33 protein-coding genes are annotated in these 26,339 nt (G+C 39.2%); 17 read left to right on the forward strand and 16 right to left on the reverse strand.

The annotated features are described in order from the left end of the window. Positions 1-3 precede the first annotated feature (3 nt). A complete protein-coding gene (locus N7Z68_RS15840) occupies positions 4-1,461 on the forward strand; it encodes an alanine/glycine:cation symporter family protein (RefSeq protein ID WP_373323163.1) in 1,458 nt (485 codons plus the stop codon). A 129-nt stretch (positions 1,462-1,590) separates the two neighbouring features. Beyond that, complete coding sequence (locus tag N7Z68_RS15845) at positions 1,591-2,283, forward strand: pseudouridine synthase (RefSeq protein ID WP_275119442.1); 693 nt, start codon at positions 1,591-1,593, stop codon at positions 2,281-2,283. Positions 2,284-2,684: 401 nt separating this feature from the next. Here N7Z68_RS15845 and N7Z68_RS15850 read toward each other — a convergent pair whose 3' ends face one another. Together N7Z68_RS15850 and N7Z68_RS15855 are read right to left on the reverse strand one after the other, a co-directional pair. Beyond that, positions 2,685-2,999 carry a DUF3817 domain-containing protein gene (locus N7Z68_RS15850; protein ID WP_275119443.1) on the reverse strand — a complete coding sequence of 105 codons (315 nt, stop codon included), beginning with the start codon at positions 2,997-2,999 and terminating at the stop codon, positions 2,685-2,687. 165 nt (positions 3,000-3,164) lie between these two features. Next, on the reverse strand, positions 3,165-3,935 hold the full coding sequence (locus N7Z68_RS15855) for an endonuclease/exonuclease/phosphatase family protein (RefSeq protein ID WP_275119444.1): 771 nt from the start codon (positions 3,933-3,935) through the stop codon (positions 3,165-3,167). A gap of 159 nt (positions 3,936-4,094) precedes the next feature. On the opposite strand from N7Z68_RS15855, the gene N7Z68_RS15860 reads away from it, so the two are divergent. Continuing rightward, positions 4,095-5,201 carry a nitric oxide synthase oxygenase gene (locus tag N7Z68_RS15860; RefSeq protein WP_275119493.1) on the forward strand — a complete coding sequence of 369 codons (1,107 nt, stop codon included), beginning with the start codon at positions 4,095-4,097 and terminating at the stop codon, positions 5,199-5,201. 65 nt (positions 5,202-5,266) lie between these two features. Here N7Z68_RS15860 and N7Z68_RS15865 read toward each other — a convergent pair whose 3' ends face one another. Next, positions 5,267-6,130 carry a metal-dependent hydrolase gene (locus N7Z68_RS15865; RefSeq protein ID WP_275119445.1) on the reverse strand — a complete coding sequence of 288 codons (864 nt, stop codon included), beginning with the start codon at positions 6,128-6,130 and terminating at the stop codon, positions 5,267-5,269. A gap of 78 nt (positions 6,131-6,208) precedes the next feature. Here N7Z68_RS15865 and N7Z68_RS15870 point away from each other — a divergent pair, with 78 nt between their 5' ends. The 3 genes from N7Z68_RS15870 (at position 6,209) to N7Z68_RS15880 (ending at position 7,533) form a co-directional block, all read left to right on the forward strand. After that, positions 6,209-6,679, forward strand: a complete 471-nt coding sequence (locus tag N7Z68_RS15870; protein ID WP_275119446.1) for a DUF3052 domain-containing protein — start codon at positions 6,209-6,211, stop codon at positions 6,677-6,679. Between the two features lie 197 nt (positions 6,680-6,876). Further along, complete coding sequence (locus N7Z68_RS15875) at positions 6,877-7,041, forward strand: hypothetical protein (RefSeq protein ID WP_275119447.1); 165 nt, start codon at positions 6,877-6,879, stop codon at positions 7,039-7,041. Between the two features lie 189 nt (positions 7,042-7,230). Continuing rightward, positions 7,231-7,533: a hypothetical protein gene (locus N7Z68_RS15880; RefSeq protein WP_275119448.1), complete on the forward strand. Its 303-nt coding sequence runs from the start codon at positions 7,231-7,233 to the stop codon at positions 7,531-7,533. Here the strand turns inward: N7Z68_RS15880 and N7Z68_RS15885 are convergent, their stop codons facing one another. The 7 genes from N7Z68_RS15885 to N7Z68_RS15915 form a co-directional block, all read right to left on the reverse strand. Continuing rightward, entirely contained in the window at positions 7,534-7,734 is a 201-nt protein-coding gene (locus N7Z68_RS15885; protein ID WP_275119449.1) for a PLDc N-terminal domain-containing protein, read from the reverse strand. It abuts the gene before it with no gap. A gap of 175 nt (positions 7,735-7,909) precedes the next feature. Next, positions 7,910-8,296, reverse strand: a complete 387-nt coding sequence (locus N7Z68_RS15890; protein WP_275119450.1) for an ectoine synthase — start codon at positions 8,294-8,296, stop codon at positions 7,910-7,912. A gap of 114 nt (positions 8,297-8,410) precedes the next feature. Next, positions 8,411-9,694: a diaminobutyrate--2-oxoglutarate transaminase gene (gene ectB / locus N7Z68_RS15895; RefSeq protein ID WP_275119451.1), complete on the reverse strand. Its 1,284-nt coding sequence runs from the start codon at positions 9,692-9,694 to the stop codon at positions 8,411-8,413. 120 nt (positions 9,695-9,814) lie between these two features. Continuing rightward, the gene (gene ectA / locus N7Z68_RS15900; RefSeq protein WP_275119452.1) at positions 9,815-10,339 is read right to left on the reverse strand and encodes a diaminobutyrate acetyltransferase; all 525 of its coding nucleotides are present in this window, start codon (positions 10,337-10,339) and stop codon (positions 9,815-9,817) included. 510 nt (positions 10,340-10,849) lie between these two features. Next, positions 10,850-11,011: a YfhD family protein gene (locus N7Z68_RS15905; protein ID WP_275119453.1), complete on the reverse strand. Its 162-nt coding sequence runs from the start codon at positions 11,009-11,011 to the stop codon at positions 10,850-10,852. 142 nt (positions 11,012-11,153) lie between these two features. After that, positions 11,154-11,264, reverse strand: coding sequence for a YfhE family protein (locus tag N7Z68_RS15910; protein WP_275119455.1), 111 nt, complete (start codon positions 11,262-11,264; stop codon positions 11,154-11,156). A 113-nt stretch (positions 11,265-11,377) separates the two neighbouring features. Beyond that, positions 11,378-12,289 carry a TIGR01777 family oxidoreductase gene (locus N7Z68_RS15915; protein WP_275119456.1) on the reverse strand — a complete coding sequence of 304 codons (912 nt, stop codon included), beginning with the start codon at positions 12,287-12,289 and terminating at the stop codon, positions 11,378-11,380. Between the two features lie 244 nt (positions 12,290-12,533). On the opposite strand from N7Z68_RS15915, the gene recX reads away from it, so the two are divergent. The 3 genes from recX (at position 12,534) to N7Z68_RS15930 (ending at position 15,502) form a co-directional block, all read left to right on the forward strand. Then, positions 12,534-13,340: a recombination regulator RecX gene (gene recX / locus N7Z68_RS15920; RefSeq protein WP_275119457.1), complete on the forward strand. Its 807-nt coding sequence runs from the start codon at positions 12,534-12,536 to the stop codon at positions 13,338-13,340. A 96-nt stretch (positions 13,341-13,436) separates the two neighbouring features. Beyond that, the gene (locus N7Z68_RS15925; protein WP_275119458.1) at positions 13,437-15,110 is read left to right on the forward strand and encodes an L-lactate permease; all 1,674 of its coding nucleotides are present in this window, start codon (positions 13,437-13,439) and stop codon (positions 15,108-15,110) included. Positions 15,111-15,190: 80 nt separating this feature from the next. Further along, positions 15,191-15,502, forward strand: a complete 312-nt coding sequence (locus N7Z68_RS15930) for a YfhH family protein (RefSeq protein ID WP_275119459.1) — start codon at positions 15,191-15,193, stop codon at positions 15,500-15,502. Positions 15,503-15,620: 118 nt separating this feature from the next. Here the strand turns inward: N7Z68_RS15930 and N7Z68_RS15935 are convergent, their stop codons facing one another. Continuing rightward, the gene (locus N7Z68_RS15935; protein ID WP_075388112.1) at positions 15,621-15,767 is read right to left on the reverse strand and encodes a YpzG family protein; all 147 of its coding nucleotides are present in this window, start codon (positions 15,765-15,767) and stop codon (positions 15,621-15,623) included. A gap of 50 nt (positions 15,768-15,817) precedes the next feature. Continuing rightward, positions 15,818-15,964, reverse strand: a complete 147-nt coding sequence (sspK, locus tag N7Z68_RS15940; protein ID WP_275119460.1) for a small, acid-soluble spore protein K — start codon at positions 15,962-15,964, stop codon at positions 15,818-15,820. Between the two features lie 144 nt (positions 15,965-16,108). On the opposite strand from sspK, the gene N7Z68_RS15945 reads away from it, so the two are divergent. Then, positions 16,109-16,375, forward strand: a complete 267-nt coding sequence (locus tag N7Z68_RS15945) for a YfhJ family protein (RefSeq protein WP_275119461.1) — start codon at positions 16,109-16,111, stop codon at positions 16,373-16,375. Positions 16,376-16,456: 81 nt separating this feature from the next. Here N7Z68_RS15945 and N7Z68_RS15950 read toward each other — a convergent pair whose 3' ends face one another. Further along, a complete protein-coding gene (locus N7Z68_RS15950) occupies positions 16,457-17,440 on the reverse strand; it encodes a metal-dependent hydrolase (RefSeq protein WP_275119462.1) in 984 nt (327 codons plus the stop codon). Positions 17,441-17,835: 395 nt separating this feature from the next. Between N7Z68_RS15950 and N7Z68_RS15955 the strand changes: the two genes are divergently transcribed. Genes N7Z68_RS15955 through N7Z68_RS15985 form a run of 7 tightly spaced genes read left to right on the forward strand, consistent with a single transcriptional unit; the run spans position 17,836 to position 23,446 of the window. Then, complete coding sequence (locus N7Z68_RS15955; protein WP_275119463.1) at positions 17,836-18,150, forward strand: hypothetical protein; 315 nt, start codon at positions 17,836-17,838, stop codon at positions 18,148-18,150. 43 nt (positions 18,151-18,193) lie between these two features. Further along, a complete protein-coding gene (gene mutY, locus N7Z68_RS15960) occupies positions 18,194-19,252 on the forward strand; it encodes an A/G-specific adenine glycosylase (RefSeq protein WP_275119494.1) in 1,059 nt (352 codons plus the stop codon). Positions 19,253-19,261: 9 nt separating this feature from the next. Further along, positions 19,262-20,020, forward strand: a complete 759-nt coding sequence (locus N7Z68_RS15965) for an SDR family NAD(P)-dependent oxidoreductase (RefSeq protein WP_275119464.1) — start codon at positions 19,262-19,264, stop codon at positions 20,018-20,020. A 12-nt stretch (positions 20,021-20,032) separates the two neighbouring features. Next, positions 20,033-20,686: a 5,6-dimethylbenzimidazole synthase gene (gene bluB, locus N7Z68_RS15970; protein WP_275119465.1), complete on the forward strand. Its 654-nt coding sequence runs from the start codon at positions 20,033-20,035 to the stop codon at positions 20,684-20,686. A gap of 30 nt (positions 20,687-20,716) precedes the next feature. Further along, on the forward strand, positions 20,717-22,330 hold the full coding sequence (locus N7Z68_RS15975) for a gamma-glutamyltransferase family protein (protein WP_275119466.1): 1,614 nt from the start codon (positions 20,717-20,719) through the stop codon (positions 22,328-22,330). A gap of 22 nt (positions 22,331-22,352) precedes the next feature. After that, a complete protein-coding gene (locus tag N7Z68_RS15980) occupies positions 22,353-22,919 on the forward strand; it encodes a chromate transporter (RefSeq protein WP_275119467.1) in 567 nt (188 codons plus the stop codon). Then, positions 22,916-23,446, forward strand: coding sequence for a chromate transporter (locus N7Z68_RS15985; protein ID WP_275119468.1), 531 nt, complete (start codon positions 22,916-22,918; stop codon positions 23,444-23,446). The genes N7Z68_RS15980 and N7Z68_RS15985 overlap by 4 nt, the downstream gene beginning before the upstream one ends. Positions 23,447-23,652: 206 nt before the next feature. Here the strand turns inward: N7Z68_RS15985 and N7Z68_RS15990 are convergent, their stop codons facing one another. From N7Z68_RS15990 to N7Z68_RS16000, 3 genes are all read right to left on the reverse strand, one after another. Next, on the reverse strand, positions 23,653-23,988 hold the full coding sequence (locus N7Z68_RS15990; protein WP_275119469.1) for a hypothetical protein: 336 nt from the start codon (positions 23,986-23,988) through the stop codon (positions 23,653-23,655). A 191-nt stretch (positions 23,989-24,179) separates the two neighbouring features. Then, complete coding sequence (locus N7Z68_RS15995) at positions 24,180-25,142, reverse strand: NADPH:quinone reductase (protein ID WP_275119470.1); 963 nt, start codon at positions 25,140-25,142, stop codon at positions 24,180-24,182. Positions 25,143-25,154: 12 nt separating this feature from the next. After that, positions 25,155-26,306, reverse strand: coding sequence for an LL-diaminopimelate aminotransferase (locus N7Z68_RS16000; protein WP_275119471.1), 1,152 nt, complete (start codon positions 26,304-26,306; stop codon positions 25,155-25,157). Positions 26,307-26,339 lie beyond the last annotated feature (33 nt).

A 26,339-nucleotide genomic window follows, 5' to 3' on the forward strand; every position in this document is an offset into this window, starting at 1 on the left:
TACTTGGAAAGTTTGATAAACTGGCTTAATGGTATTTTGTGGAGTAATCCGATGATTTACTTTTGTTTGGGAGTAGGGTTATTATTCTCCATCCTTACTCGCTTCTTACAAGTAAGACACATTAAGGATATGGTCACTTTAATGTTTAGAGGAAAAAGCTCAGATGCTGGGGTATCATCGTTTCAAGCGATGTCAATTGCACTCTCAGGAAGGGTTGGAACAGGTAACATCGCAGGTACCGCAACTGCTATAGCATTCGGGGGACCTGGTGCAGTATTTTGGATGTGGACGATCGCATTTATCGGAGCATCAAGTGCATTTATTGAGTCAACATTAGCTCAAGTTTATAAAGAAAAGCAAGATGGATTATACCGCGGGGGACCAGCCTATTATATTGAAAAAGGTATTGGCTGGAAATGGTACGCAGTTATTTTTGCGGTAGCTACTCTTCTTGCTATGAGTCTATTAATGCCTGGAATTCAATCTAATTCAATTGCAATCGCTGTTGATAATGCATTTTCGATTAATCCTTATATAACAGCTTCAATTTTAATTGCTATTATTGGTATTATCATTTTTGGTGGGGTTAAAAGGATTGCAAACGTTGCACAGCTAGTTGTTCCTTTTATGGCTGTAGCCTATATCTTACTTGCTTTCGTAATTATCGGTGCAAACATTACACAATTACCAGCTGTAATCTCATTAATTGTTAGCAGCGCATTTGGAGCAGATGCTGCATTTGGCGGGATTATTGGTTTAGCGATTGCATGGGGTGTTAAGCGTGGTATTTATTCAAACGAAGCAGGACAAGGAACAGGCCCGCATGCGGCAGCAGCAGCTGAAGTTTCTCACCCTGCAAAACAAGGTTTAGTTCAATCATTCTCAGTATACATTGATACATTACTCGTTTGTTCGGCAACAGCATTCATGATCCTATTTACAGGAATGTATAACGTTGTTGATGGAGCAGGAAACACGATCGTAAGTTATATTGCTGAAGTACCTGCCGGCGCTGGTTATACGCAAGCCGCCATTGAATCTGTAATCCCTGGATTTGGTGCAGCATTTGTTGCAGTAGCGTTATTCTTCTTTGCATTTACTACGATTATGGCATACTACTATATGGCTGAAACGAATGTGGCCTACCTCATTCGTGGTAAAGGGAAAAAAGCAGCGATGTTTGTGTTAAAAGTTATTTTACTTGGTGCAGTATTCTTCGGTGCTGTTCGTGAAGCGGACCTTGCTTGGGCTTTAGGAGACGTTGGTTTAGGATTGATGGTTTGGTTAAACTTAATCGCCATCCTTATCCTTGCGAAACCTGCATTACGAGTCCTTAAAGATTATGAAGAACAGAAGAAACAAGGTCTTGACCCAGTATTTGATCCGAAGAAATTAGATATCAAAAACGCGGATTATTGGGAAAATGAGTATAACAAAGATAAAGACAAAATGTCGAGTTAATTAGATAGTTAAATGGAATAACTGCAAAGAAAACTACAGTTTCAGATGAAGCTGTAGTTTTTTGCGTATATTAAGATATGATCTAATAGGATAACCTTTAAGTTCTCAACTGTAAGAAAGGAAGACAAAATGAGAATAAACAAATTTATTAGTTTAACAGGTGTTTGTTCAAGACGAGAGACGGATCGTTTGATTGATGCTGGACGAATAACGATTAATGACAGGATCTGTGAGCATGGGGATACAGTCGAACTCACTGACATTGTCTGTATCGACGGAAAGCAAATCAAAATCAAAGAAAATGAGGAAAAGACGTACATTGTCCTAAACAAACCAGTCGGTATAACATGTACCGCACAGCCTTTAGTCGAAGGAAACATCATACAATTTATAAACTATCCGAAGAGAATTTTTCCGGTCGGGCGGTTAGATAAAGCTTCAGAAGGTTTAATCTTGCTCACAGATGATGGGGATATCGTCAATAAAATGATGCGTTCTGAACATAATCATGAAAAAGAATATATTGTAACGGTGGATCAGCCAATTACAGATGAATTTATAGAGGGGATGTCTAATGGAGTAGAAATTCTTGGGACAACAACAAAATTATGTCGCGTGTCCCGCGTCAATGATGATACGTTTCGGATCATACTTACTCAAGGGCTTAATCGGCAAATCAGAAGAATGAGTAAAGTGTTTGGCTATAAAGTTACGCGTCTGCAGCGGATTCGGATTATGAATATTGAGCTCGGAACCCTTAAGGCGGGGGAGTGGCGCGAACTAAGTGATAGTGAACTCTGCGGATTACTAGAGTCGTTATAGGACATGATGACAAAGTTGAGCAGCGCAGATATAGGAAGAAAATTGATCTAAAGAATGAATTAGAGCAAGGAAATTACAGTAAAAGGGATAAAACTGATCTAAAAAATGATTTAGAGCAAGAAAATTACAGTAAAAGGAAGAAAACTGATTTAAAGAAAGCTTTAGAGTAAGGGAATTACAGTAAAAGGAAGAAAACTGATCTAAATATAGCTTTAGAGTAAGAAGGTTCCAGTAAAAGGAAGAATATCGGCTATAGCCGATAAAATGCTAATAAAAGGAAGATTATCGCCCGTATCACCCGCAGTACCAAACTCAAATCAGCGTAAACCACAAAAAAACCGCTAGCCTTCAATGCAAGGCTGGCGGTTTTCATCTTTCACTACATGTATAGTAAATGTCTTTTACACACTTTCTTTCACTTCGATTTGGTACTGCTTTAAGATGCGGGCATCGTAGATAAACGGTCCAAACGGAAGCATCGCTGCAATGGTAGCACCGATAAAGCGGGTTAATGGCCACTTGTATTTTACAGTAACGTATAGCGCAATGGATAAGTAAAGAACAAATAAAGCTCCGTGTGCAGCCCCAATGACTGTAACGAACTGAGGAATATCTGCAAGGTATTTTAAAGGCATAGCCAGCCCTAGAAGTAATAAATATGACCAACCTTCTAAAAAGCCAATATTTCGAAACCATTTTAGTGGTGTATCTAACATGTTGAACCTCCTCTTGAGATAAACAAGCTTTATATAGTGATTATATCAGTAAATGTTTACACTTAAAAACAACAATATTGTGAAGGGAACTTTCAGCAATATGAATAAATGTAACGCTCTCATTTTAAAAGCTTCCTATCTTCATTCAGTGTGAAGAGTAGGAAGCTAAGAAGTTAGTGATGAATTATTGTTTAATTTGATGAGTGAGGTTATCGGTAAATGATCAGAGGCTTCTTTATACGTAGTGATGACGTCAGAATAGATGACTTCGAACTTGTCGTTAACAAAAATGTAGTCAAGCTGAACCTTTGGTCTCCGTGAAGGAAACGTCCCGAGCTCTTTTTTGATACGCTTATCACACGTATTATGAAAATATTTAGCTATTTCACGGTAATCTCTTGAATAAGGCCTGCAATTCAAGTCTCCCATTAATATAGTAGGGTGTTCACTGTTAGCTTCTTCTACTAATTTTTTCATTTGTTTTTTCCGTAACAAAGGATGCAGGCTGAAATGCGTAACTAAAGTTTTGACTAATGTTTGGTTTATTTGGATCGTAGCATCAATGATTGACCGTGGCTCACATAGAAAAGGACGGAGACGAACGATGTGGCTTTTAGAGTGTTTAATAGGGAACCTAGAGAATAATGCATTTCCGTATTCTCGTTGTTCAACTTTTTTGGATTGAATGGAAATGGCCGGTGCAAACACATATTCCATTTGCAACTGCTCTGCCAGCCAACTCGCTTGATCGATAAAGTGGCTACGTTTTGAAAAAGATTTATCAACCTCATTTAGTCCAATAATATCAGCATCACTTTGTTTGATAATCTTGGCAATTCTATGTAAGTCAACACGGCGATCCGTACCTAAACCATGACGGATGTTGAAAGATAAAACTCTAAGTTTAAATGGAACTCCCCCCTTTTCACTTAGCAACTATCTTTGCCGAGACCTGATCGATTTAGACATCTAAACGGAACATTTCATCGTGTGTCTTTTTAGTGAAATAGTCTTAGATCATGGGCTAGATGGATAAATGTCAGCTATAATAATGGTGTTTAATACGGTCATACTAAATGAAGGTTATTTATGACAATGAGGTGGGCAATTTTGCAAACAAAAGAAGATTTGTACAAAGAAGCTGAGAAATTTATATATAGTTGCTACAGAGAACTAGGAAAAAATGAAGACCAAATCAAAGCAAGGCTGGCAGAAGTCAGGGCGGAAATAGAAAAAAAAGATCACTACGTTCATACATATGAAGAGCTGGAGCACGGGGCACGGATGGCTTGGAGAAACAGTAATCGCTGCATTGGAAGACTGTTTTGGGACAGTTTGCACGTCTTAGATGGGAGGAACGCCGATACGCCTGAAGAAGTAGTCGATGCTTTAAATAAGCATATTGAGTATGGCACCAATGGAGGAAAAATTCTTCCGACAATTACTGTGTTGAAACCGATGATTAACGGAGAAGAGCAGGTAAGAATATGGAACTACCAGCTCATTCGTTATGCTGGCTATGAAACGGAATATGGAATTATCGGCGATCCGGCATCGATCTCTTTTACAAAATTATGTACAGAAATGGGCTGGAAAGGTGAAGGAACCCACTTTGATGTATTACCCTACGTCATCCAAATGAAAAAAGGTGAACCTCAATGGTTTGACATACCTAAAGAAATCGTATTAGAAGTTCCGCTTGTCCATCCTGAATTAGAAGCATTCTCTGACTTACAGTTAAAATGGTACGCTGTTCCGATCGTTTCTGAAATGAAACTAGAAATTGGCGGGATTCACTATACCGCAGCTCCTTTTAATGGCTGGTATATGGGAACAGAAATTGGTGCTAGAAATTTAGCGGATGAAGATCGTTATAACATGTTGCCGAAAATAGCTTCGATTATGGGGTTAGACACAAGTCGCGCCTCAACTTTATGGAAAGATAAAGCATTAGTTGAGTTAAATGTAGCCGTACTTTATTCGTTTAAAAAGCAAGGAGTAAGTATTGTCGATCATCATACAGCGGCGGCTCAATTTCAGCATTTTGAAGATAAAGAAAAACGTTGCGGGCGTTCATTAACAGGGGACTGGACATGGTTAATTCCACCGGTTTCTCCAGCGACAACGCATATCTTTCATAAACCATATGAAAATGAAGTGGTGACACCTAATTACTTTTATCAAGATAAGCGGTATGAATAAACAAGAAGCTGACTCGTGCCTCTTCACCTGATGTATATAAGGGTAAAGAAGACAGAGAGTCAGCTTTATTTTTCGATGTATTCAAATAAAAAAGATTGTCCGTTCCGGTAAAAACGTGGGTCATATACGCCGATTCGCTCGTCATCGTCAACGATGACGACAAAGGGGGACCATTCGTATAAAGTCTTAGCCTCAGGAACTTTTTTAAAGAGTTTTTCTAAATCAGTATCAGGAGCAGACTCTAAAACATAAGCAACGTTTTCTCTACCAAAGAGATTGGTTTCAATAATTTCAACTTCTTTATCATTTTTTCCAATCACTGAAAAATTCCAAGGAACAAAGCTAGCTGAGAGAGTATGTTGTTCATATACTCCTTCGTACTGTTGGTAAATCACATACCCTTGAAACGATTGAAGGGCGACGTGAAGAACAATGACAGCCCCAACGATGTGATATACTTGGTGAGTTGCAGTTTTATTGAATTTTTTATAAAGAAATCCAATTAATAAAATTCCCCAAATGACGAAGTCGATAATAGGGATTGTCCCAAACGTTAGTCGGATAGAGGAGAAAGGTTCAAGATAACCAGTTCCCCAAGCATTAAAAATATCACTGGTATTATGTATAAATACAGCTAGTAATCCAAGATAAAATAGACGCCGGTCTTTTACTCCCCAGATCATGTAACAAACAGCAATTAAGAGAAGCGCCCAAACTGGGATCATAAATAGAGAGTGGGTAATTCCGCGGTGCCACATCTGATATTGCCCCTCGGTATCCCAGAGTTGTGAAATGACGTCAATATCTGGAATGTGACTTCCGACAACAGCTGTAAAAAGAGTTGCTCGCTTCATCGGTTTGGACATTTCACGTTTATCTACACCACCATAAATGGCTAAGCCAAACAAGGTATGGGTAATCGAATCCACAGTACAACATCACTCCTTTTGATCCTTAACAATTACTCAACTATAATAAAATTAATTATAATCGAAAGGATGTCCATAATGGTAGAAGTACACCCTGTAATAAAGAAATTACAACTAAAAGATCAAAGCAAGCCTGTCTTAATATTAAACGCACCGAAAGAGTATGAAGAGGTTATCGCTTCGTTTGAAGCAGAGGTACATACAGAAGCTGCGGAAGATACGTATTCTTTTGTTCAAGTTTTTGGAACTACCAATGAAACCATTCGAGAGTTGGGTGGAAAAGCAGTCGAGTTTCTTTCGGAGGATGGGTTGCTTTGGTTGTGTTACCCTAAAAAATCATCTAAAACATATAAGGGATCGGATTGCAGCCGCGAATCGGTAGCGGAATTATTGGCAGAGAAGGATTTTGAACCCGTACGTCAGGTAGCAGTAGATGAGGATTGGTCAGCACTGCGATTTCGCCATGTGGACAATATTAAGACAATGATTAGAAAACAAGCGGTAACGGAAAAAGGGAAGCAACGAGTGAATGATCTAGAGAATAGTTAATGCTGCTCATAGGAACAGTTGAAAGAAATAAAGACACGAAGGCCTAAATGGTTTTCGTGTCTTTTTTACTGCCTTTTTTTAGCACAACGATAAGTTCAAAGGATATTCAATTTTCTGAGGAATGAAATATTTTAATTCGCATATAACGAGATTGGATTTCATATAGTTTCATAAAGCAAGTTACAAGGAGGGGACATATGAGTTTATTTGAAGGCTTTGTTGTCGTTTTTGTAATCGTATTTTTCTCTCTTTTCTTGGGCTTTATGATCATTGGAAATCGAATTGCACACGCAATTGAAAATCTTACTGCAAGAGACGCTGCTAAAGAATTAGCTGATATTGATAGTAAAATGAACAAATAAAAAAAAGAGGATGAATTCCATGGTGAACTGTTAGGTACATTAGCAAATAGTTACTATACTTTAAGATTAGTAGCTATAGCTGTGTAAGTACTATTAGACAGAAGCTGATGGGAGTCATCCTCATTTTTTGTGCCAGATCGTCTTTTTCGTGTTAGAATATGAACTAAACTAAGGAGGAGGAGTTAATACATGGAACAAGCTATATTTAAAGCGCATTTTGTTCATCCGTTAACCGATGTACCGCTTATTATACTATATAACAATGTCACTGGACTTATTGCGTTTGAGAGAGACGAAGAAGTGATTAAAGTTATTTCATCAATGAAAGATATTATCCCAGAAGAAATAATAACGGAAGAGAAATTATCAAAAACGGATCATATTTGCAGATCAACCTACCCTGCAGGCTCCTTAGAAGACGTGAAAGAGTTGTTAGAAACGATTGGAATTAATACGAAGCATATAAAATTTCAAATGATTTATTTACATTAATTAATCATTTCGAATGAAGAAATAAATGATTAATCCGAGAACAGGGAAAAATAACGTTCCGATTAATACGAGCAGGGCATATTCTTTACTATTCCCATTACTAATCGCATCACGGTAAGCCCAAATACTAGTAAATATATTTAATAAAAACAAACCAAATATAAAAAGTAAGACAATACTAGCCACTGCAAATACTTCCATATAAACGTCTCCTTTACATAACTATACTTTTTATTTTATCATACCTATGATTAGCTAAATGGAAATATGAATAACGAAAGCATCTCGATTAGGAAACAAAAGGCTGTGCCACCGGATCTGACATCCGTAGCACAGCCTTTTCTAGTGAACTAGTTTGTATTTAGTAAACAGAGAATTAATCTTCTACTACTGGATATACTCCGTTCTCATCATGTGTTTCAGTTCCAGTAATTGGAGGGTTGAACACACAAACCATACGCATATCTGTATTGGCACGCAGTAAATGCTCATCATGCTTATCTAAAGCATAGATCATATTAGCTGAAATAGGGTGGATTTTATTATCACTTAATGTTTCTACCTCACCATCACCTTCAATGCAGTAAACGGCTTCAAGGTGGTTTTGATACCAGATATGTGTTTCAGTTCCAGCTTTAATGATTGTATCGTGAACAGAATAACCCATACCATCTTTCTTTAATAATAGTCTGCGACTAGTCCAGTTTTCTCCTTTTACTTCTTGGTCAGTTCCAATAATATCTTCTAATTTAACAACTTTCATTTTAAATATCCTCCAGTAATGTGTTTTTTATAAGTGAAATTAATCTGTAATGTTTAGTTTAGAGCGTTATAAATTGATAGGTGAGCGGCACGGCTAAATAGTGCCGCTCATGTTTTAGGACGATACTGGTTCTTTTTCGTTTACTAAACTTTTGATGCTTTCTTCGATAATAGCAAATCCTTTTTCCAAGCCTTCATTATCAATGGTAAGGGCAGGGAAGAGTTTGAACACTTCATCTTCTGGACCTGCTGTTTCCATAATAAGTCCTCGCTCGAAGGCAGCTTTGGCAATATCAGAAGCAAGACCGTCTACTTCTGTTGCGATTCCTTGCATAAAGCCACGACCGCGTACTGTACCTTTAATTTGTGGATATTTCACAGTAAGGCCGACTAAAAACTCAGTAATTTTATCAGATTTTTCTTGAATGCTCTTCTCAAAAGAGTCAGTCTCCCAATAAGTAAGTGCTTCAGTAGCTGTAACAAAGGCTAAGTTATTTCCACGGAATGTTCCGTTATGCTCACCCGGCTCCCAAATATCGTATTTTGGATTGATTAGGGTTAATGCAAGTGGTAATCCATAGCCACCAATTGATTTTGATAAGCAGATAATATCTGGTGTAATTCCTGCTTTTTCAAAAGAGAAGAAAGTACCTGTTCGGCCCACACCCGCTTGAACATCGTCGACGATGAGTAAAATTCCAAAACGGCGGCAAATGCTTTCTACTTTTTGTAGCCACTCGAAACGGGCAGCGTTAATGCCCCCTTCACCTTGGACTGTCTCGAGGATCATTGCGGCCGGAATTTCAACTCCACTTCCGTTATCTTCTAAAAAGCGCTCGAGATACTCCAGAGTGTCGAGTTCGTCATTGACGAAGCTATCGTATGGCATTGTTACGACGTGTTGCAATGGAATACCAGCACCTTTACGCTTAAAAGAATTACCTGTAACTGATAGAGAACCAATTGTCATACCGTGGAAGCCGTTGGTAAAGCTAATTACATCCGTACGACCAGTTACTTTTCTTGCAAGCTTTAATGCACTTTCTACCGTATTTGTTCCTGTTGGACCAGGGAACATTACTTTGTATTCCATATTACGAGGTTTAAGGATAACATTGTTGAATTTTTCTAGAAACTCAGCTTTTGCTGCTGTAGCCTTATCTAAAGAATGGGCAATACCATCATTTAAAATATAATCCACTAATTTCGCTTTCATTTTTGGATCATTGTGCCCGTAGTTTAATGCCCCAGCACCTGAGAAGAAATCAATATATTCGTTTCCTTCGACATCCCAAAGTTTGTAGCCTTTAGCCTTGTTAAAAATAGCGGGGAAGCTTCTACAATAACTACGTACCTCAGATTCTAATTCGTTAAATATACTCAAATTGTTAGTTTCCATTTTTATAATAGATCCTCCTTTTATTTTGTAAGAAAGGAATTATTCATCAAGGTAATTTGTGAAGTTTTTCACATGTACTGATCGAATCATTCATCTTCTAAGATTATTTCTAATAAATGTTTACTTATCTCGATTGAATGGTCCAATTCGGAAAGTCAGTTCTGCTTCATGGTCGTCTCCAGGAAATAAGTCCTCTGAGAAACATTCTAATACTTCACAGTCTGTATTGAGATCTCGCCCTAGGCGTCGGAATAGTGATTGAGAGGCCTGATTAGAAGGTGTAACAGTGGCTTCAAGATAATTAATATTTTGGCAACCTTCTCGGATAATCAACTCTTGTAAGAGGTGAGATGCTAGACCTTTTCCTCGTTGAGAAGCATCCACTCCGATTTGCCAGACAAAAATGACATCTGGTTTAGTAGGGGGGATGAAAGCTGTTACGAAACCTACTAGTTTGTCATTTTCCTTTGCTACGACACAAGTGTCTGAGAAAAACTCACAAAACATAATGTATTTGTAAGAAGAATTTAAATCGAGCGTAGAGTTATTTACCAGTTCCCACATGGCGGCGCCATCTTCAACAGAAGGCTTTTCAAAAGTAACATTTGGAATAGGTTGGGTAATTGTCTTCGTTAGTTGACTCATCGCTTTTCACCTACAAATCGCATTTTATTGTAAATAATAGCGTATTCCTCCTTAAAATGGATCGTTTATTAATTTTATTCTAGCTATTATAAATGATAAGGGGATGCTGAAATTAAAGCAAACCAGCTATTTATTGATAATTCATGATTAATCAGGATGACTTACGTTGCCATCTAGTAAGAGCACGTATCTTTCATATTCCTTCCATATCTTTGTGTTTTCAAACAATTTGAAAAAATGTGAGCAAATCTAACAAAAGATGACGAAATATGAATAAAAAAATAAATGGCGTGTAAATGACGGTCTAGAGGTAGCTAAAAACAGGCATTTTTCTGTGGAGTATCGAAAGGATAAGCGTGAATTTCATTACTATCTAATGGATTAAATAGCCATTAGAAAAGCTGATTCATGAGCAACAGGCTCATGAATCAGCTTTTTCAAGAATTAAGTATAGAGTTTGAAGGTGTCCAGCGCTTGTCACCGATAAGCAGGCCCCTTACGCTTTTCTTGTTATTTATTTTTCTTTTTCTTTTTGGCGCGGCGATCTGCTGCAGCTCCACGGGCATTTGCTTCAATATCCTCAGCGTCTGCTAATTCAGCAGAATATTCTACGTCCATTCCGTCGTTATCCACGTTCGCGATTTGCTGTTGTTTCTTTTTCTTTTTACCCATTTCGAAACACTCCCCTTAATAATAGTGGTGCTGCAGGTTTTCCGAGCAACACCTGTTACTAGTTTGAAACAGGCGCAGATCATTCATGTTATTAAATAATTTCCAAAAAAAAAAGGTACTCGAAGTGGAGTACCTGCATCTACTATCGGCGTGCAGCACGGTCAGCCGCTTTAAAGTCGGATTGATACGTTACTTGCTGAGCTTTCTTAAGAGTATGTCTTTCTTGTTGGTCACGGCGTTTCTTTTTCTCCATAATATTTCCTCCTCGTAATGAAGTGATATATATAGTATGAGTAAGTAAGAGGAAAAATATTCTAACAGGAGCTAAATCAAATATGTCTTTTTTTAACTCAACAAGAAAACGAATTAACGATCTTGTGTTAATAAATGTTGCAGTGCTTCATCTATGGTTGAGTAATTAAATGTAAATCCATAACGAAGCGCTTTTTCAGGTAAAACCCGTTGTCCTTGCAAGAGTAATGAGCTCATTTCTCCTAACAACAGCTTTAATGCAAAAGCCGGCGTTGGTAACCAGTGCGGTCGCTTAAGAGCAACTGCAATAGCTTTGCCCATTTCTGTCATTTGAACAGGTTGAGGAGAAGTAACATTTATTGCCCCTTCGATCTCGTTCGTTTTAATAGTGAAATCAATAAGTCGAACAACATCTTGAATATGAACCCAGGAATACCATTGATCGCCTGAACCTAAAGCGCCTCCAGCAAACAGGCGATAAGGCAGCAGCATCTTTGGTAATGCACCTTCATTTTCATCTAAAACTAAACCTAAGCGAGGAAGAACGGTTCGAATTCCCAAATCTTCTGCTTTCAGCGCTTCTGTTTCCCACTGAATTCCCACTTCTTTTAAAAAGTTATTTTCGCCTCCTGTGACGTGATCTTCTGTAAACGTGTGGGTGTCAGAGTGACCGTAAATGCCAATGGCCGAGGCATTAATAAATACGTTAGGTTGATGTTCCAACTGTTGAAGTAACGTTATAGCAGCATTTGTAGCTGTAATACGACTTTTTAAGATCCGCTCTTTCTTTTGTTCTGTCCAGCGTCCAGAGCCGATTGAATCTCCTGCTAAATTAATCAGTGCATCAAGAGGCGGGAGGCTTTGCGCTGGTTGCGCCCCTGAAACTAACCACTGAACATAATGAACGTTCTCCTTCTTTTCTTTAGGTGTTCGCGTTAAAATATAAACTTGATGACCTTGTGATATGAAATATTCAGTTAAAGCTGTACCGATAAATCCAGTACCGCCAGCTATTGCTATATTCATACAACCACTGCCCTTCAAATTGAGTATAAAGTACGTTCAATTGTTGTTTAATTATAGTATAAGTAATTTATAAGCTTAACAAAAGAAAAATAATCACTTAAATAAAACTTCATAAATGAAAAGAGCAGAAACTGCAGCCTTTCAGTATACTAAAAATGGGTACATACAAATCAATAACCAGTAACGGTACAATTTAAACAAGTAGTTCTAGCTGATTAATAATAATAGAAAGTAGGTGGTTGATATGGCTGTCATTACAAAAATTACAACTCAAAAGAATAACAAGGAACGGTTTAATGTTTTTATTAATCAAGGAGCAGGAGAAGAGTACGGATTTAGTGTTGATCAAGATGTCCTTATTTCATCGCGCTTGAAAAAAGGGATGGAGATCGATGTTGAGGAATTACAGAAAATCTTAGCTGAGGATAAAGTAAAGAAAGCCTATAACTTAGCTTTGTCCTACTTGTCTTATCGGATGAGGTCAGAAAAAGAAGTTGTCGACTACTTAAAGAAAAAAGAGTATGAAGAGTGGGAAATTCATCAGGTCATTAAAAAACTGAAAGAATATAATTTTTTAAACGATCAAGACTTTGCGGTGGCTTTTGTACGAACGAAAAAAAATACAGGAGTAAAAGGCCCAAAAGTGATTGAACAGGAGCTATTTAAGAAAGGCGTAAATGAAAAAATGGCAGAAGTGGCTCTTGATGAATATACGTATGCAGAACAGTTGGAACATATTATGAAATGGGTGGAAAAACAAGCGAAAAAGACTTTAAAAGAGTCACAGCAAGCCTATGAACAAAGGATAAAACGACAACTTTTATCGAAGGGTTTCTCCTACGAAGTCATTGAAGAAGGACTCAAAGAAAATGGTGTGTCGTTTAACACGGATCAACAATGGGAAGCTATTGTCCATCAAGGAGAAAAAGGTAAACGAAAATATTCTCACCTGAGTAATTATGAATATCGTTATAAACTGAAGCAATGGTTGTACCAAAAGGGTTTTCCAATCGACCTAATTGAACAATATTTAGAGGAGAATCGGGAATAATAAAATGTCATAAAATAATAACATAAAGATTGTGAAGTATTGCACAAAGTTTGTTATTATTAAGTTTATCTTACATAAGAAAGGGAGTAAACAATTGTGAACAGCATCATTGCTTTAACTCCAATCCTTGCCGTTTTATTATTCTTAGTCGTTATGAGGATGCCTGCTATGAAGGCAATGCCAATCAGCTTAATTGCAACAGGCTTACTGGCTTATCTCTATTGGAAAGTTCCTTTTGTACAAATTGTTGCGGCCTCAATCGAAGGAATTATTATTGGTTTTTCCATCTTATATATTGTATTCGGGGCAATTTTATTATTAAATACGTTGCAATTGAGCGGGGCAATTACTACGATCCGTAATAGCTTTTTAGAGATTAGTCCGGATAGAAGAGTACAGCTCATTATCATCGCCTGGTTATTCGGAGCCTTCATTGAAGGAGCAGCTGGCTTTGGCACACCTGCTGCAATTGCTGCGCCTCTTCTCGTTGCACTAGGCTTTCCTCCATTAGCAGCTGTTGTATTAGCGCTAATCGCCGACAGCAGTCCTGTTTCGTTTGGAGCCGTTGGAACACCTATTATTGTCGGTGTCGAGCAGGGATTGCAAGAAGGCTCTCAAGTAGCTGCTGTTGTAACACCTTATTTAGCGGATCCAACTCAAATTGGTGAATATGTAAAAGGTGTTGGAGCGCAAGTCATGCAAATTGATATTTTTGTTGGCACCTTTATGCCACTCATTCTTGTCGTCATGTTAACTCGTTTTTTTGGTGAAAACAAATCTTGGCGAGAAGGGCTGCAAGTATGGAAGTTTGCTTTGTTTGCAGGATTCGCATTCACAATACCTGCTTTAATAGTAGCTGTGTTTCTGGGACCAGAATTCCCGTCCATCTTTGGCGGGTTGTTTGGACTGATGATTGTTGTTCCGGCAGCGAAACGAGGCTTTCTTCTTCCTGAAAAAGCATGGGATTTTGCACCCGCTGATAAATGGTCACCAGACTGGGTAGGAAAGGTGTTAGCTTCGCGTAACAAAGAAGATAAAGGTCCATCGTTAAGTCTAGTGATGGCATGGATTCCGTACCTTTTAGTCGGGTTGTTTCTTGTACTCACACGTCTTGAGGTCCTTCCATTTAAAGCTTGGTTTCAGTCGGTGAGATGGAGCTGGCCGAATATTTTAAATACGAATATAAGTACGGCTCTTGAACCTCTTTATTTACCTGGGACTATTTTTGTACTAGTCGTATTAATCACTTTTGTTATTCATAAGATGAACATCGAAAAAATCAAAACGACATTCGGTTCCTCTGCACAAGCGGTCGTTGGGAGTGCGGTTACATTATTTACGGCGGTGCCGATGGTTCGGATTTTTATTAATTCTGGAGTGAACGCCTCTGGATTGGAAAGTATGCCAATGGAGCTGGCAAATACCGCTTCCGCAGCATTAGGGGGCAGTTGGCCGTTAGTAGCACCTTTCATTGGAGCGTTAGGATCATTTGTGTCAGGTAGTGCAACATTCAGTAATATGATGTTTTCGCTATTTCAGTTTAGCGTTGCCGATCAAATTGGAGTTGACCCTACGTTAGTACTTGCGTTACAAGTGTTGGGGTCGAATGGTGGAAATATGATTTGTGTACTTAACGTTGTCGCAGCTGCTTCAGTTGTCGGTTTATTAGGGAAGGAAGGTCCTATTATACGATTGACATTACTGCCTATGTTTTATTATGCCATCTTTTCAGGTGTGATCGGATTAATTTATGCCTATATCATTTTGTAGCTCAGGCTTGTGATTGGTCGCATAGTGTAAAATCCAGTATAATAAAAACAGGTAGAAATAAGCCGATGGAGGCGTAATGAATGGAAAAGCGTTTTAGTGAAATGACCGCATATGAATTAAATAATGAAATTGCTCAACTGAACGAAAAAGCAAAAAAGGCAGAACAAATGGGGATGGCTAGCGAATTCGCAGTGTATGAGCGCAAAATGCTTATTGCAAAAGCGTACTTGCTAAACCCGGATGATTACCAACCTGGTGATACGTATGAAATGATTGATGAACAATCGAGCTTTTTAATTTCTTATATGAATGGCAGGTTTGCCTGGGGGCACCGGAATGGGAGCAGTGAGCTAGAAGGAGTTCCGATTTCTGTATTAAAATTAAAAAAATAAACTCTTAGCCGTCATCGACAAAGAGCTTACTGATAAAAAAAGGAGAAGCAGAGGAGTTGCTTCTCCTTTTCAAAGTAAGGAAGGAAAAGGTTTGAAGATCGGACACGTTCAATGAAAATTATGAACGTTTTCTTGTCTGGACTTTAAGAACGTAATTGTGGAGGCCTCTTTCTGTTTCACCGTTCACTTGATGGAATGCATGCTTTGGATTAGCTCGTGGAGATTGAAATGGGTCAGCATAGTTTTTACCTCTTACCTTATGCAAGGTAAAACACCTCCTAGATAGCTTAGAGAAATGAAATCAATGTCATGTCATTAGCGGGATTGATTCGATTGCATCATTCGTTGTTGAGGATGATCCCGAATACTGCCATCAGCTCGTTTTGAAGAATACTCTTCTTTCGCTCTTGGTTCTCCCGAAAATGATTTACGGTTTGGAAATCCTTTCTCTTTGTTACGCATCGGTGAACCCTCCTTTTACGACACTTTAAAGTTAAACCAAACATTAAAGCAAGCAAGCACTGTATTGCCTGTGCTTCTCTCCTAGTATGAGATGGTACAAGCGATCATATGATATGCAATAATTGTTAGAGGAGGTAACCTTTAATGAATGAGCGAATTGAACGCTTAGCGGATCAATTACTGAAACGAAATGATCAATTATCCTATGGACAAGCTCGAAAATGGGTCGAGAATTTATGGGAAGATTTTGAAGCGACACGAGCGAAATCAGGAAGAACATATGATGGGCCTGAAAAGACAGAACAGATTGTGCTGCAATGGATAACCAACTATGGTCCTTATCTGCACGAATATGCATCAAAAAATGAGAAATTTAAACACTTACTGGAAGACGACAGTTTGAAAAATTAGTATTCATTACAATGAAAGAATATGGTTACATAAAAAAGGTTGACTCAAGTGCCAGTAAAACTAGACACTCAAGAGTCAACCTTATGATTGTGTAGAAAGATGCAGTTTTCGTTTTAACGTTTCTTCACTATATACCCAACCGGTATAGGAGCTTGCGATATCGAAGTTTTCATCTAATTGAACAATCGCTACAAACGGATAATGGCCTTTTGTACGATATCTTAAATCAACAAATCGAACTTCATGTTGATTATTAACACTTTCGACTTCCCAACGATAGGTCGGAGAAAAGGAAAGAAATGCAGATAGGTTGGCATCTTTTCTTGCTGCATTGATAATTGGATCATCGGGTATCGGTTCAAACGGATATTGTTCAAAGAAATTGATCTTGTGATTTCTGGATTCGGCCACGTACAACATTTCTTTTGTTCGGATCACAAGATGCCATTGATTCCAGCGAAATGTAGGTGAAATGAACACATGAGTTGCACTTGGATGGAGAGACTTAGCATGTGCAATAACTTTTGAACGTGCTTTAAACCTCCAAATGTAATAAAAGATGAGAATGAAGTAAATCGTCAAGAATGTATACCCCGGATCAAATCCATAGCGCCATAAAATAATCCCGGCGACATGTGCTAAGAAAATAAAAGGGTCAAAAATATTAATAGAACCTAAAGCAATCCACCTATGTGTTACAGGTCGCAAAGCTTGTGTACCATAAGCGTTAAATATGTCGACAAAAACATGCAGGAAAACCGCAATGAATGTCCAAAGCCATAAATGTAAATAATTCGCTTCAGGAACAAACATAGATATTCCACCCGCGATAATGAAAGGCCAGATCAATATAGCTGGCAAGGAGTGAGTGATACCGCGGTGATTACGTATATAAACGGCATTATTTCTCAATTTTAGGACGGTATCAAAATCGGGTGCTTGGGAACCGATAATTGCCGCTACCATGACCGTTTGTCTCATCACCGGGTCATTTCCAACGACAGGATCTAATGTAGCAAGCCCACCGAGAGCAATTCCCATAACCACATGAGTTCCAGTATCCAAGTTTGAACGACCTCCTTTCGGGGAAGCTTGATTATTTTACAGCGGAATGACAGAAGCGGACACACAGGCCCTTATTTCGTTCAGAACGCTTCATTTCTTAATTTAGAGGACTCAGAAGCCTTTATTTATGTAGTTTCACGATTTTTTCAACTGATTTTAGGCAAATAAGGGCCTCTCAGTCCGTTAAGACCTATAAAAAGGTGTTTTTTGTTAAAATAAGGGCCTCGGAGTCCGCTAACAATAAAAACAACACCAAAGTTTGTATATAGCTGACCGACAGCTCAATATCCACTGCAGTATACGCCACCTGAGCGTTTGCATCCGTTTTTCTTACTAAAAGTCATTACTATATTTATACCCGAAATCGCACTTATTAAAAAGGGGGAATTGAGATTATGACACAATCTTTACAAATTTTTATGGAGTATAGAATAAAATCACAAATGGTTAACGAATATGAACAAGCTATGGAGCATATTATTGCGGAACTTCCAAACTTTGAAGCGTCAGAAATTCAGTGGTTTGTAGCGACCGACCAGCCGCATTTATATGTTGAAATGTTTAAAGTCCCAACTGAAGCTCATTATGTAGCACTTAAGAAATTAAGACGAGATGAGGAGCATCATCTGTTTAGTAAAATTCATTCAATGGTTGAAGGCGGCAAAGAAAAAATTCATTGCTGGGCATTTCGTGCCAAGAAAGAAGTGTAATCTGGAGGTTAAAAGGTTGACAGAAATACTACAAGAATTTGACATGACTGGTTTTCGTGATCAGTTAGTTCATTGGTTTGAAGAACATAAAAGAGACTTACCATGGAGAAGAACAAGCGATCCGTATCGAATTTGGGTTTCAGAAGTGATGCTTCAACAAACCCGTGTCGATACAGTTATTCCTTATTATAATAACTTTGTACAAAAATTTCCAACATTACAAGACCTTGCTTATGCAGAAGAACAGGATATTCTTAAGGCGTGGGAAGGATTAGGCTACTATTCTCGGGTGAGGAATTTACAAACAGCTGTCCGTGAAGTTGTCGAACACTATGGTGGAAAGGTGCCTGATACTAAAAAAGAGATCAGCCAATTAAAAGGTGTAGGGCCTTATACAGCCGGGGCCGTATTAAGTATTGCCTATCATAAACCGGAGCCCGCTGTAGACGGGAATGTCATGCGGGTTATTTCAAGAGTTCTCTTAATTGAAGAGGATATTGGGAAAGCAAAAACGAGACCTATTTTTGAAAATGCATTAGCTGAGATGATCTCACCGGACAAACCGTCTGAGTTTAACCAAGGATTAATGGAGTTGGGGGCATTAGTTTGTACACCGAAATCCCCTGGCTGTTTGCTGTGTCCCGTTAGAGAACATTGTCGAGCTTATCATGCAGGTAAAGAGAAAAGCCTGCCGATTAAAGAAAAGAAAACAAAAGTTACAGTAAAAGACATGGCTGCGATAGTACTTCGAAATAAACAAGGCGAAGTCCTTATTCAACGCAGGCCGGACACAGGTTTGTTAGCAAAGCTGTGGCAGTTTCCGAATGTCGAAGTTGCCAAAGGGACAGAAAGTGAACAGGAGTGTCTGCAAGAATTTTTTCGTTCGGAACTCGAAATTTCTGTTAAAATAGAAAAAGCGGTCCAAAAAGTGGAACATGTTTTTTCACATCTCGTTTGGAACATCACGGTTTATGAGGGGACTCTTTTATCAGATAAAGAAGGAACCAGTGAAGATATGAGATGGGTAGATGAAAATTCGATTGAAAGCTACCCATTTCCGGTATCACATCAGAAAATCATCGAACAGCAAATAAGAAGGTGAATAAATGTTATGGATTTAAACCTAAGAAATAAAGTTGTATTAATCACAGGTGGTTCCAAAGGAATTGGTAAAGCAATCGCCAAAGGATTTCTCGAAGAAGGCGCAAAAGTAGCCGTCATGGCTAGAGACACTTCTGTTTTAAAAGAGGTAGAACAAGAATTAAAAGGTGTTGTAGGTTTTTCTGCAGATTTAACGAATGCTGCTGAACGTCAGCAAGCTTTTAATCAGTTCCTATCCGAATTTGGAACAATTGATATTTTAATAAATAATGTTGGCGGGAGTAATGGATCAACCACAACAGAAACAGACTTAACGCTGTTTGAAGAAGCGATGCAGCTTAATTACTTTTCTGCGGTACATTTTAGTAAACTAGCTTTACCTGTTATGAAGAAACACCAATCAGGTTCAATCGTAAATATTTCATCTATATTTGGTAGAGAATCTGGCGGTAAACCGACATATAATAGTGCAAAGGCAGCAATGATCAGCTTTACGAAATCTCTTGCAGACGAAGTGATTAAAGAGGGGATTCGTGTCAACGGGGTAGCACCAGGTTCAATCCTTCATCCAACGGGAAATTGGCAAAGACGATTAGAGGAAAATCCAGAGAAAATTCAGCAGTTTATTGCGAATGAAATCCCAGCTGGTCGTTTTGGTACTGTTGAAGAAGTTGCTAATACAGTTCTCTTTCTAGCGAGCGACAAAGCATCATGGGTAGTTGGAGCTACGTTAAATGTTGATGGGGGTCAATCAAAATCGAATTTTTAAGGGGGAAATCCTATGTATTCAGACGAGCAGAAAAAAACGCTGTACGATGTGATTAAACGTCGTCGTGATGTAAGAACTTTTAAAAGCGAAGAAGTTCCTGAAGAAGCGATCATGAACATTATTCAGGCCGGCCATGATGGACCATCCGTCGGTTTTATGCAACCGTGGAATTTTATTATCATTCAATCTCAAGAAGTAAAAGAAAAGCTAGCTTGGGCAGCCAATAAGGAAAAAAGAGCCCTTGCGATTCATTATGAAGATAAAGATGAGAAGCATCAAAAATTTCTTGGTTTAAAAGTACAAGGCTTAAAAGAAGCACCGATCACAATCTGTGTAACATGTGACCCAACCCGAGGCGGTTCACACGTGCTTGGAAGAAACTCGATTCCTGAAACGGACGTTATGTCTACAGCGTGTGCAATTCAAAACATGTGGCTTGCGGCTACTGTAGAAGGATTAGCCTTAGGCTGGGTGAGTTTTTACAAGAAAAACGATATAAGAGATATTTTAAATATTCCTCCACATATCGATCCAATCGCTCTGCTTTCCATTGGCTATACCGATAATTATCCTGAAAAACCAATCTTAGAAGCTGAAGGCTGGGAGAAAAGGCGTCAATTAGACGGACTTATTTTTGCAGAAAAATGGGGCAACAAAGTAGAATAGAAAACAACAGAAAAATAAGGGGGCATTTATATGCTATTAGAAAAAGGAAATGAGTATCCTTACTCATCACAGCGAACGGTCACATACGGAAAAAAAGGAATGGTGGCGACTTCTCAACCACTTGCTGCTCAAGCAGGACTGGACATCTTAAAAAAGGGTGGAAATGCAATTGATGCAGCAATAGCTACAGCAGCTTGTCTGACGGTAGTGGAACCTACATCCAATGGAATTGGCGGGGATGCATTTGCTCTTGTCTGGACCAAGGGGAAATTACACGGGTTAAATGCAAACGGGCCTTCACCGAGCTCCATTTCTATCGATGCAGTTAAAGAAAAAGGACATGAAGAAATCCCGAAATTTGGCTGGATTCCAGTTACGGTTCCTGGTGTGCCTGCAGCGTGGGCAGAATTATCGGAAAAGTTCGGGAAATTATCTTTAAAAGAAGTACTTCAGCCAGCGATTGAGTATGCAGAAAACGGCTATCCGTTATCTCCAGTGTTAGCTTATTTCTGGAAAGGTGCTTATAACAGCTACAAAAAACAATTAAATGGCGATGAATTCAAACATTGGTTTGAAACGTTCGCACCAGGTGGCAAACCGCCGGAAGTAGGCGAAGTTTGGTCATCAAAAGGTCATGCTGACACATTAAGAGCCATTGCTGAAACGAATGCAAAAGATTTTTATGAAGGTGACCTTGCTGATAAGATCGATGCATTTTCAAAAGAATACGGAGGCTTTCTACGTAAAGAGGATTTACAAAACTATAAGCCAGAGTGGGTTGATCCGATTAATGTAAACTACCGCGGCTACGACGTATGGGAAATTCCGCCGAGCGGTCAAGGACTCGTCGCATTAATGGCGTTAAATATCGCAAAAGGGTATGAGTTTTCTCATCGCGATAGTGTGGACACATTACATAAGCAGATTGAGGCGATGAAATTAGCATTTGTCGATGGCTTGAAGTATATTACTGAACCGAAGCATATGAAAACAACAGTGGACAAGCTATTATCTGAAGAGTATACAAAAGCGAGAAGAGACTTAATCGGGGAAGAAGCTTTACTGCCTGAAGCAGGAGAACCACCTCGAGGCGGAACAGTATATCTGGCAACAGCTGATGAAGAAGGAAATATGGTGTCGTTCATTCAAAGTAATTACATGGGCTTTGGGTCGGGTCTTGTAGTTCCAGGTACGGGAATTGGCCTGCAAAACCGCGGTCATAACTTTTCGATGGATCCAAACCACGATAACGCTCTTGCACCCAATAAAAAGACGTTCCATACCATTATCCCTGGCTTCTTAACAAAAGATAATGAAGCTGTCGGTCCGTTTGGAGTGATGGGTGGATTTATGCAGCCACAAGGTCATATGCAAGTGGTTATGAATACTATCGATTTCCAATTAAACCCTCAAGCTGCATTAGATGCACCGCGTTGGCAGTGGATGAAGGACAAGACGGTATTAGTAGAGCAATCGATGCCAAGTCATCTTGTCCAAGCGTTAGCAGCAAAAGGCCATCAAGTTCAGATTGCACCTCATTCCGGCAGCTTTGGCAGAGGACAAATTATTTGGCGTGATCCTAAAACGGGTGTTTTAGCAGGTGGAACCGAGATGCGTACAGATGGGGCAATTGCTGTCTGGTAAATAGAAAGGAAATCCAACAAACATGAAATTACAGTGGGAAATATTTATAGCTTTTTTTAGAGTAGGGATCTTTGGTTACGGGGGTGGGCCTGCGTCCATCCCTCTCGTTCAAAAAGAGGTTGTCGAGCGATATAAGTGGATGGATAATGACGAATTTGGAGATATCCTTGCCATTGGCAATACACTGCCAGGGCCGATTGCAACGAAAATGGCAGGTTATATCGGTTACCGAGTAGGCGGTTATATGGGCATGGTAACTGCACTTATGGCATCTATTGTTCCGACGATTATTTTAATGATTGTATTTTTAACGTCATTAGCCGCATATAAAGATCAAGCGTGGGTTCAAGGCATGACTCATGGTGTTCTTCCTGTTGTCGGTGTAATGATGGCCGTTTTAACTTGGCAATTCTTTGATAAAGGCAGAGAAGGCCTTGGTTGGGTGAAAACATCAGCATTAGTTATCATTTCTTTAGTTATCATTGAGTTTTTAGGAATTCATCCGGGAATTGTCATAGCTGTTCTCCTCACTTATGCACTAGTTGGCGGCAAGAAGAAATCTAGTGAGAAGGAGGGGGCTCAATCATGATTTATGTTGAAATATTTATCGCCTTCTTTATTCCAGGGATTATTGGTTATGGTGGCGGTCCAGCCTCCATTCCGCTCATTGAGCATGAAGTCGTTCATCGGTATGGTTGGATGACTGTTGATGAGTTTGGGGAAGTGTTAGCATTAGGTAATGCGTTGCCAGGACCAATTGCAACCAAGATGGCAGGATTCGTCGGTTATGAGCAAGGAGGAGTACTCGGTGCGATTGTCGGTGTCTTTGCTACTGTAGCACCATCTCTTGTCTTAATGATCGCATTACTTAGCCTTCTATACAAATTCCGTCATTCACCAAAAGTAAAAAAAATGACGATGCTCATCCGTCCAACGATCGCTGTATTATTAGGTGTACTAGCATATCGCTTCTTTGCTTCTTCCTACGAAGCAACAGGAGTATGGCAAACAGGTCTGCTCATTGTTATTAGTTTATTACTTTTAGAAAAATGGAAAGTGCACCCTGCGCTCGTTATTGCTGGTGCATTAGTATATGGCGCGGTATTTTTAGGGTAAGGCAGTTACATGAAGTCAAACTAATGGGCAGTTCAACTGCACTTAAATGAATTAAAAAAGGTCGCATGTGTTGTTTACGTTTAAACGTCACCATGCGACTTTTCTATTTTTATCCCGTTTAACTGGTGCTAAGGACTCCAGCTTCAAAGCAAAGTTTCACTTTAACAGTTAACTGAACAATAGGTACGCCTCTTGTTAGATGAACCTTACTCGTCGTTATCCATCAAATGGATTTCTTCTAATGCTTGTTTTGTCTGGGGTGTACCGAGTTCGTATATCAGTCGATAAACTTGATTTAGCCCGCGTTGTGTTTCACGGCGGTCCGCTTCTGAAAATTCTTCGTTAAAATGCTTGAATGTAAACAGGTCAGCTGCTTCGAGGTCGTGCGCTTGAACTTCTTGTAACAATTTTTGAAGGTCACGGTATTGTTCGTCTGTAGCCTCAATTTCATATTCAATCATCTGACCGTCATTGACAGGTGTACGGCTGATGTTGTCCATACTAATCGGATTTAAATTGACGTAGTAAATATCTTTTCCCATGAAAAAACTCCCCCTTCACATGTTTATGAGATGTCTAGCTCCAGGCGCCATCGGCTCGAGGTCGCTTCGGTCCGCCAAACGTGTCTAAAGGGCAAGACACGTATTGTTGGCCTTCCAGCGCTTGTCGCCGATGAGCAGGCGCCTTCCGCTTTTCTTGTTAGGTTTTGCAAGAGGGAGTGTTTATAAACATTTTAAAACTTGATTAGAATATTTCCGCTAAAATTTTTACTTTCGATCGCTTCATGAGCTTTGGCAGCATCTTTAAAGTCGAACACTTTACCAATATGAGTTGATAATTTTTTTTGAGCAAAAAGCCTTGAAATTTCTTCACCCGCACTCTTTAATTCATGTGGCGGAGCCTTAAATAATAGAACACCTATTAGCGAGGCATTTTTCATATTTAAATAACGCCACGGTAATGTCGGAGTATTATTTTTCGGTGAACCAATCGTAACAATGCGGCCCCCGTTTGCTAAGACTTCAAAATTAGTCTCCATGTTCTCACTTAATGAAACATCCAAAATGACGGGAACGCCTTCGTTGTTCGTCCATGCAATCACCTCATCGACTAAATTCGCTTCATTATAGAGCACCACTTTATCAGCACCAGCATTACTCGCAATGGTTGCTTTTTCAGCAGAACTTGCGGTTGCAATCACATTAGCCCCGTGTTGTTTGGCAAGCTGAACAGCAGCATTTCCAACCGCGCCAGCAGCCCCGTAAATCAGTACAGTCTCTCCGGCACTTAATTTTGCCCGGTTAAACAATGATAAATAGGCAGTTACAAAAGCCATGGATAAAGCAGCACCGTCTTCTTCACTGAGATGACTTGCAAGTGGAAATACCTTATCTTCTGGTACCGAGACAAATTCAGCTGCCGTTCCTTTAATATTTGTTCCCCAAACACGGTCACCGATTTTCCACTTCGTTACATTGGCTCCTAATTCAACAATCGTTCCACCTAAGTCAAAATGGGGGATATATGGGAATTGGTCGACGGGTCGGACACCTGATCGAAAATATGTATCAACTGGATTCACGCCGCTTGCGCCTACTTTTACTAATACCTCACCTGGTTGTGGAGATGGTTTTTCAACCTCTATTATTTCAAGAACTTCTGGTCCGCCATGTTTTTGGTAAGCTACTGCTTTCATTTTTATTCCCTCCTATAAAATAGTCTTTAGCCGTTGGGCTGCTTCTATTAATTTTTCTTCATTTTGAACTAAGGCAATCCGTACATATCCTTCGCCTCCGGTACCAAATGCATTCCCTGGTGTCACAACAACGCCAGCATCTAAAGCAGCAAGGGAAAACGACATGGAAGAATAATGAGGAGGAACCTTAGCCCATACAAACATACCGCCATCGGGCTGACGGACAGTCCAACCAATTTCATGAAGTGCCTCAATTAAAACATTACGGCGACGCTCATAGGTTTGGCAATGTTCGTCTAAAAAAGTAAAGTCTCCTGTTAGAGCTTCCACTGCAGCATGCTGGACAGGTAAAAATACGCCATAGTCAAGATGTGATTTTAACACAGCAAGTGGTTGAAGAAAGCTTGAATCACCGATTACGTATCCTATTCTTGCTCCAGCCATATTAAAACTTTTTGATAAGGAATTAAACTCAAGGGCTGTTTTTTCAGCTCCTGGAATTGAGAAAATACTTAATGGTTCCCTTCCATCAAAAATAAGTTCAGAGTATGCAAAATCATGCAGGATTAAAATATTATGATCAGAACCAAATTGAATTAAATTTTCAAAATAGCATTTATCCGCCAAGGCAGCAGTAGGGTTCCCAGGATAGTTTGTGATCATTAACTTTGCCCGTTTTCTAATATCAGCTGGAATCGCTTCAAGGTCTGGCATAAACTGGTTTTCTTCCGTTAAAGAAACATAATATAATTCAGCACCAGCAATATGTGCACAAGCCGAATAGATCGGGTATCCAGGGTCAGGGACGATAATGACATCCCCTTCATCTAAGTAAGCTAACGCGATATGAGCTAAACCATCCTGCGAGCCCATAAGTTGAAGAACACTGGAAGGCTGAAGTTCAACCCCGTATCTTTCTTTGTAAAAATAAACAACAGCTTCATTAAATGCTTGTGTGCTATTAATTGCATATTGATAAGAATGCTCACGAAGCACTTCATCAGCAAATATTTTTCGTACGTTTTGTGGCGGCGGCTGATCGGGGCTGCCGATACTTAAATCAATCATATCTATTCCTTGACTCAGTTTTTCTCTTTTTCGTCCAGCCATTTCAGAAAAAACACTCGTAGTTAAATGTTCTAATCTCCGTGAAGGGTTGATCATTATATTCTCCTCCAATTCATTACTTTACAGAAT

The sequence above is a fragment of the Alkalihalobacterium chitinilyticum genome (assembly GCF_029028005.1).
Lineage (GTDB): Bacteria > Bacillota > Bacilli > Bacillales > Bacillaceae_F > Alkalihalobacterium > Alkalihalobacterium chitinilyticum.

Coding starts and splice junctions, on each gene's coding strand:
- N7Z68_RS15845 (WP_275119442.1), top strand. CDS start 1,591: ATGAGAATAAACAAATTTATTAGTTTAACAGGTGTTTGTTCAAGACGA.
- N7Z68_RS15850 (WP_275119443.1), bottom strand. CDS start 2,999: ATGTTAGATACACCACTAAAATGGTTTCGAAATATTGGCTTTTTAGAA.
- N7Z68_RS15860 (WP_275119493.1), top strand. CDS start 4,095: ATGAGGTGGGCAATTTTGCAAACAAAAGAAGATTTGTACAAAGAAGCT.
- N7Z68_RS15870 (WP_275119446.1), top strand. CDS start 6,209: ATGGTAGAAGTACACCCTGTAATAAAGAAATTACAACTAAAAGATCAA.
- N7Z68_RS15875 (WP_275119447.1), top strand. CDS start 6,877: ATGAGTTTATTTGAAGGCTTTGTTGTCGTTTTTGTAATCGTATTTTTC.
- N7Z68_RS15880 (WP_275119448.1), top strand. CDS start 7,231: ATGGAACAAGCTATATTTAAAGCGCATTTTGTTCATCCGTTAACCGAT.
- N7Z68_RS15885 (WP_275119449.1), bottom strand. CDS start 7,734: ATGGAAGTATTTGCAGTGGCTAGTATTGTCTTACTTTTTATATTTGGT.
- N7Z68_RS15890 (WP_275119450.1), bottom strand. CDS start 8,296: ATGAAAGTTGTTAAATTAGAAGATATTATTGGAACTGACCAAGAAGTA.
- ectB (WP_275119451.1), bottom strand. CDS start 9,694: ATGGAAACTAACAATTTGAGTATATTTAACGAATTAGAATCTGAGGTA.
- ectA (WP_275119452.1), bottom strand. CDS start 10,339: ATGAGTCAACTAACGAAGACAATTACCCAACCTATTCCAAATGTTACT.
- N7Z68_RS15905 (WP_275119453.1), bottom strand. CDS start 11,011: ATGGGTAAAAAGAAAAAGAAACAACAGCAAATCGCGAACGTGGATAAC.
- N7Z68_RS15910 (WP_275119455.1), bottom strand. CDS start 11,264: ATGGAGAAAAAGAAACGCCGTGACCAACAAGAAAGACATACTCTTAAG.
- N7Z68_RS15915 (WP_275119456.1), bottom strand. CDS start 12,289: ATGAATATAGCAATAGCTGGCGGTACTGGATTTATCGGTACAGCTTTA.
- recX (WP_275119457.1), top strand. CDS start 12,534: ATGGCTGTCATTACAAAAATTACAACTCAAAAGAATAACAAGGAACGG.
- N7Z68_RS15930 (WP_275119459.1), top strand. CDS start 15,191: ATGGAAAAGCGTTTTAGTGAAATGACCGCATATGAATTAAATAATGAA.
- sspK (WP_275119460.1), bottom strand. CDS start 15,964: ATGCGTAACAAAGAGAAAGGATTTCCAAACCGTAAATCATTTTCGGGA.
- N7Z68_RS15945 (WP_275119461.1), top strand. CDS start 16,109: ATGAATGAGCGAATTGAACGCTTAGCGGATCAATTACTGAAACGAAAT.
- N7Z68_RS15955 (WP_275119463.1), top strand. CDS start 17,836: ATGACACAATCTTTACAAATTTTTATGGAGTATAGAATAAAATCACAA.
- mutY (WP_275119494.1), top strand. CDS start 18,194: ATGACTGGTTTTCGTGATCAGTTAGTTCATTGGTTTGAAGAACATAAA.
- N7Z68_RS15965 (WP_275119464.1), top strand. CDS start 19,262: ATGGATTTAAACCTAAGAAATAAAGTTGTATTAATCACAGGTGGTTCC.
- bluB (WP_275119465.1), top strand. CDS start 20,033: ATGTATTCAGACGAGCAGAAAAAAACGCTGTACGATGTGATTAAACGT.
- N7Z68_RS15975 (WP_275119466.1), top strand. CDS start 20,717: ATGCTATTAGAAAAAGGAAATGAGTATCCTTACTCATCACAGCGAACG.
- N7Z68_RS15980 (WP_275119467.1), top strand. CDS start 22,353: ATGAAATTACAGTGGGAAATATTTATAGCTTTTTTTAGAGTAGGGATC.
- N7Z68_RS15985 (WP_275119468.1), top strand. CDS start 22,916: ATGATTTATGTTGAAATATTTATCGCCTTCTTTATTCCAGGGATTATT.
- N7Z68_RS15990 (WP_275119469.1), bottom strand. CDS start 23,988: ATGGGAAAAGATATTTACTACGTCAATTTAAATCCGATTAGTATGGAC.
- N7Z68_RS15995 (WP_275119470.1), bottom strand. CDS start 25,142: ATGAAAGCAGTAGCTTACCAAAAACATGGCGGACCAGAAGTTCTTGAA.
- N7Z68_RS16000 (WP_275119471.1), bottom strand. CDS start 26,306: ATGATCAACCCTTCACGGAGATTAGAACATTTAACTACGAGTGTTTTT.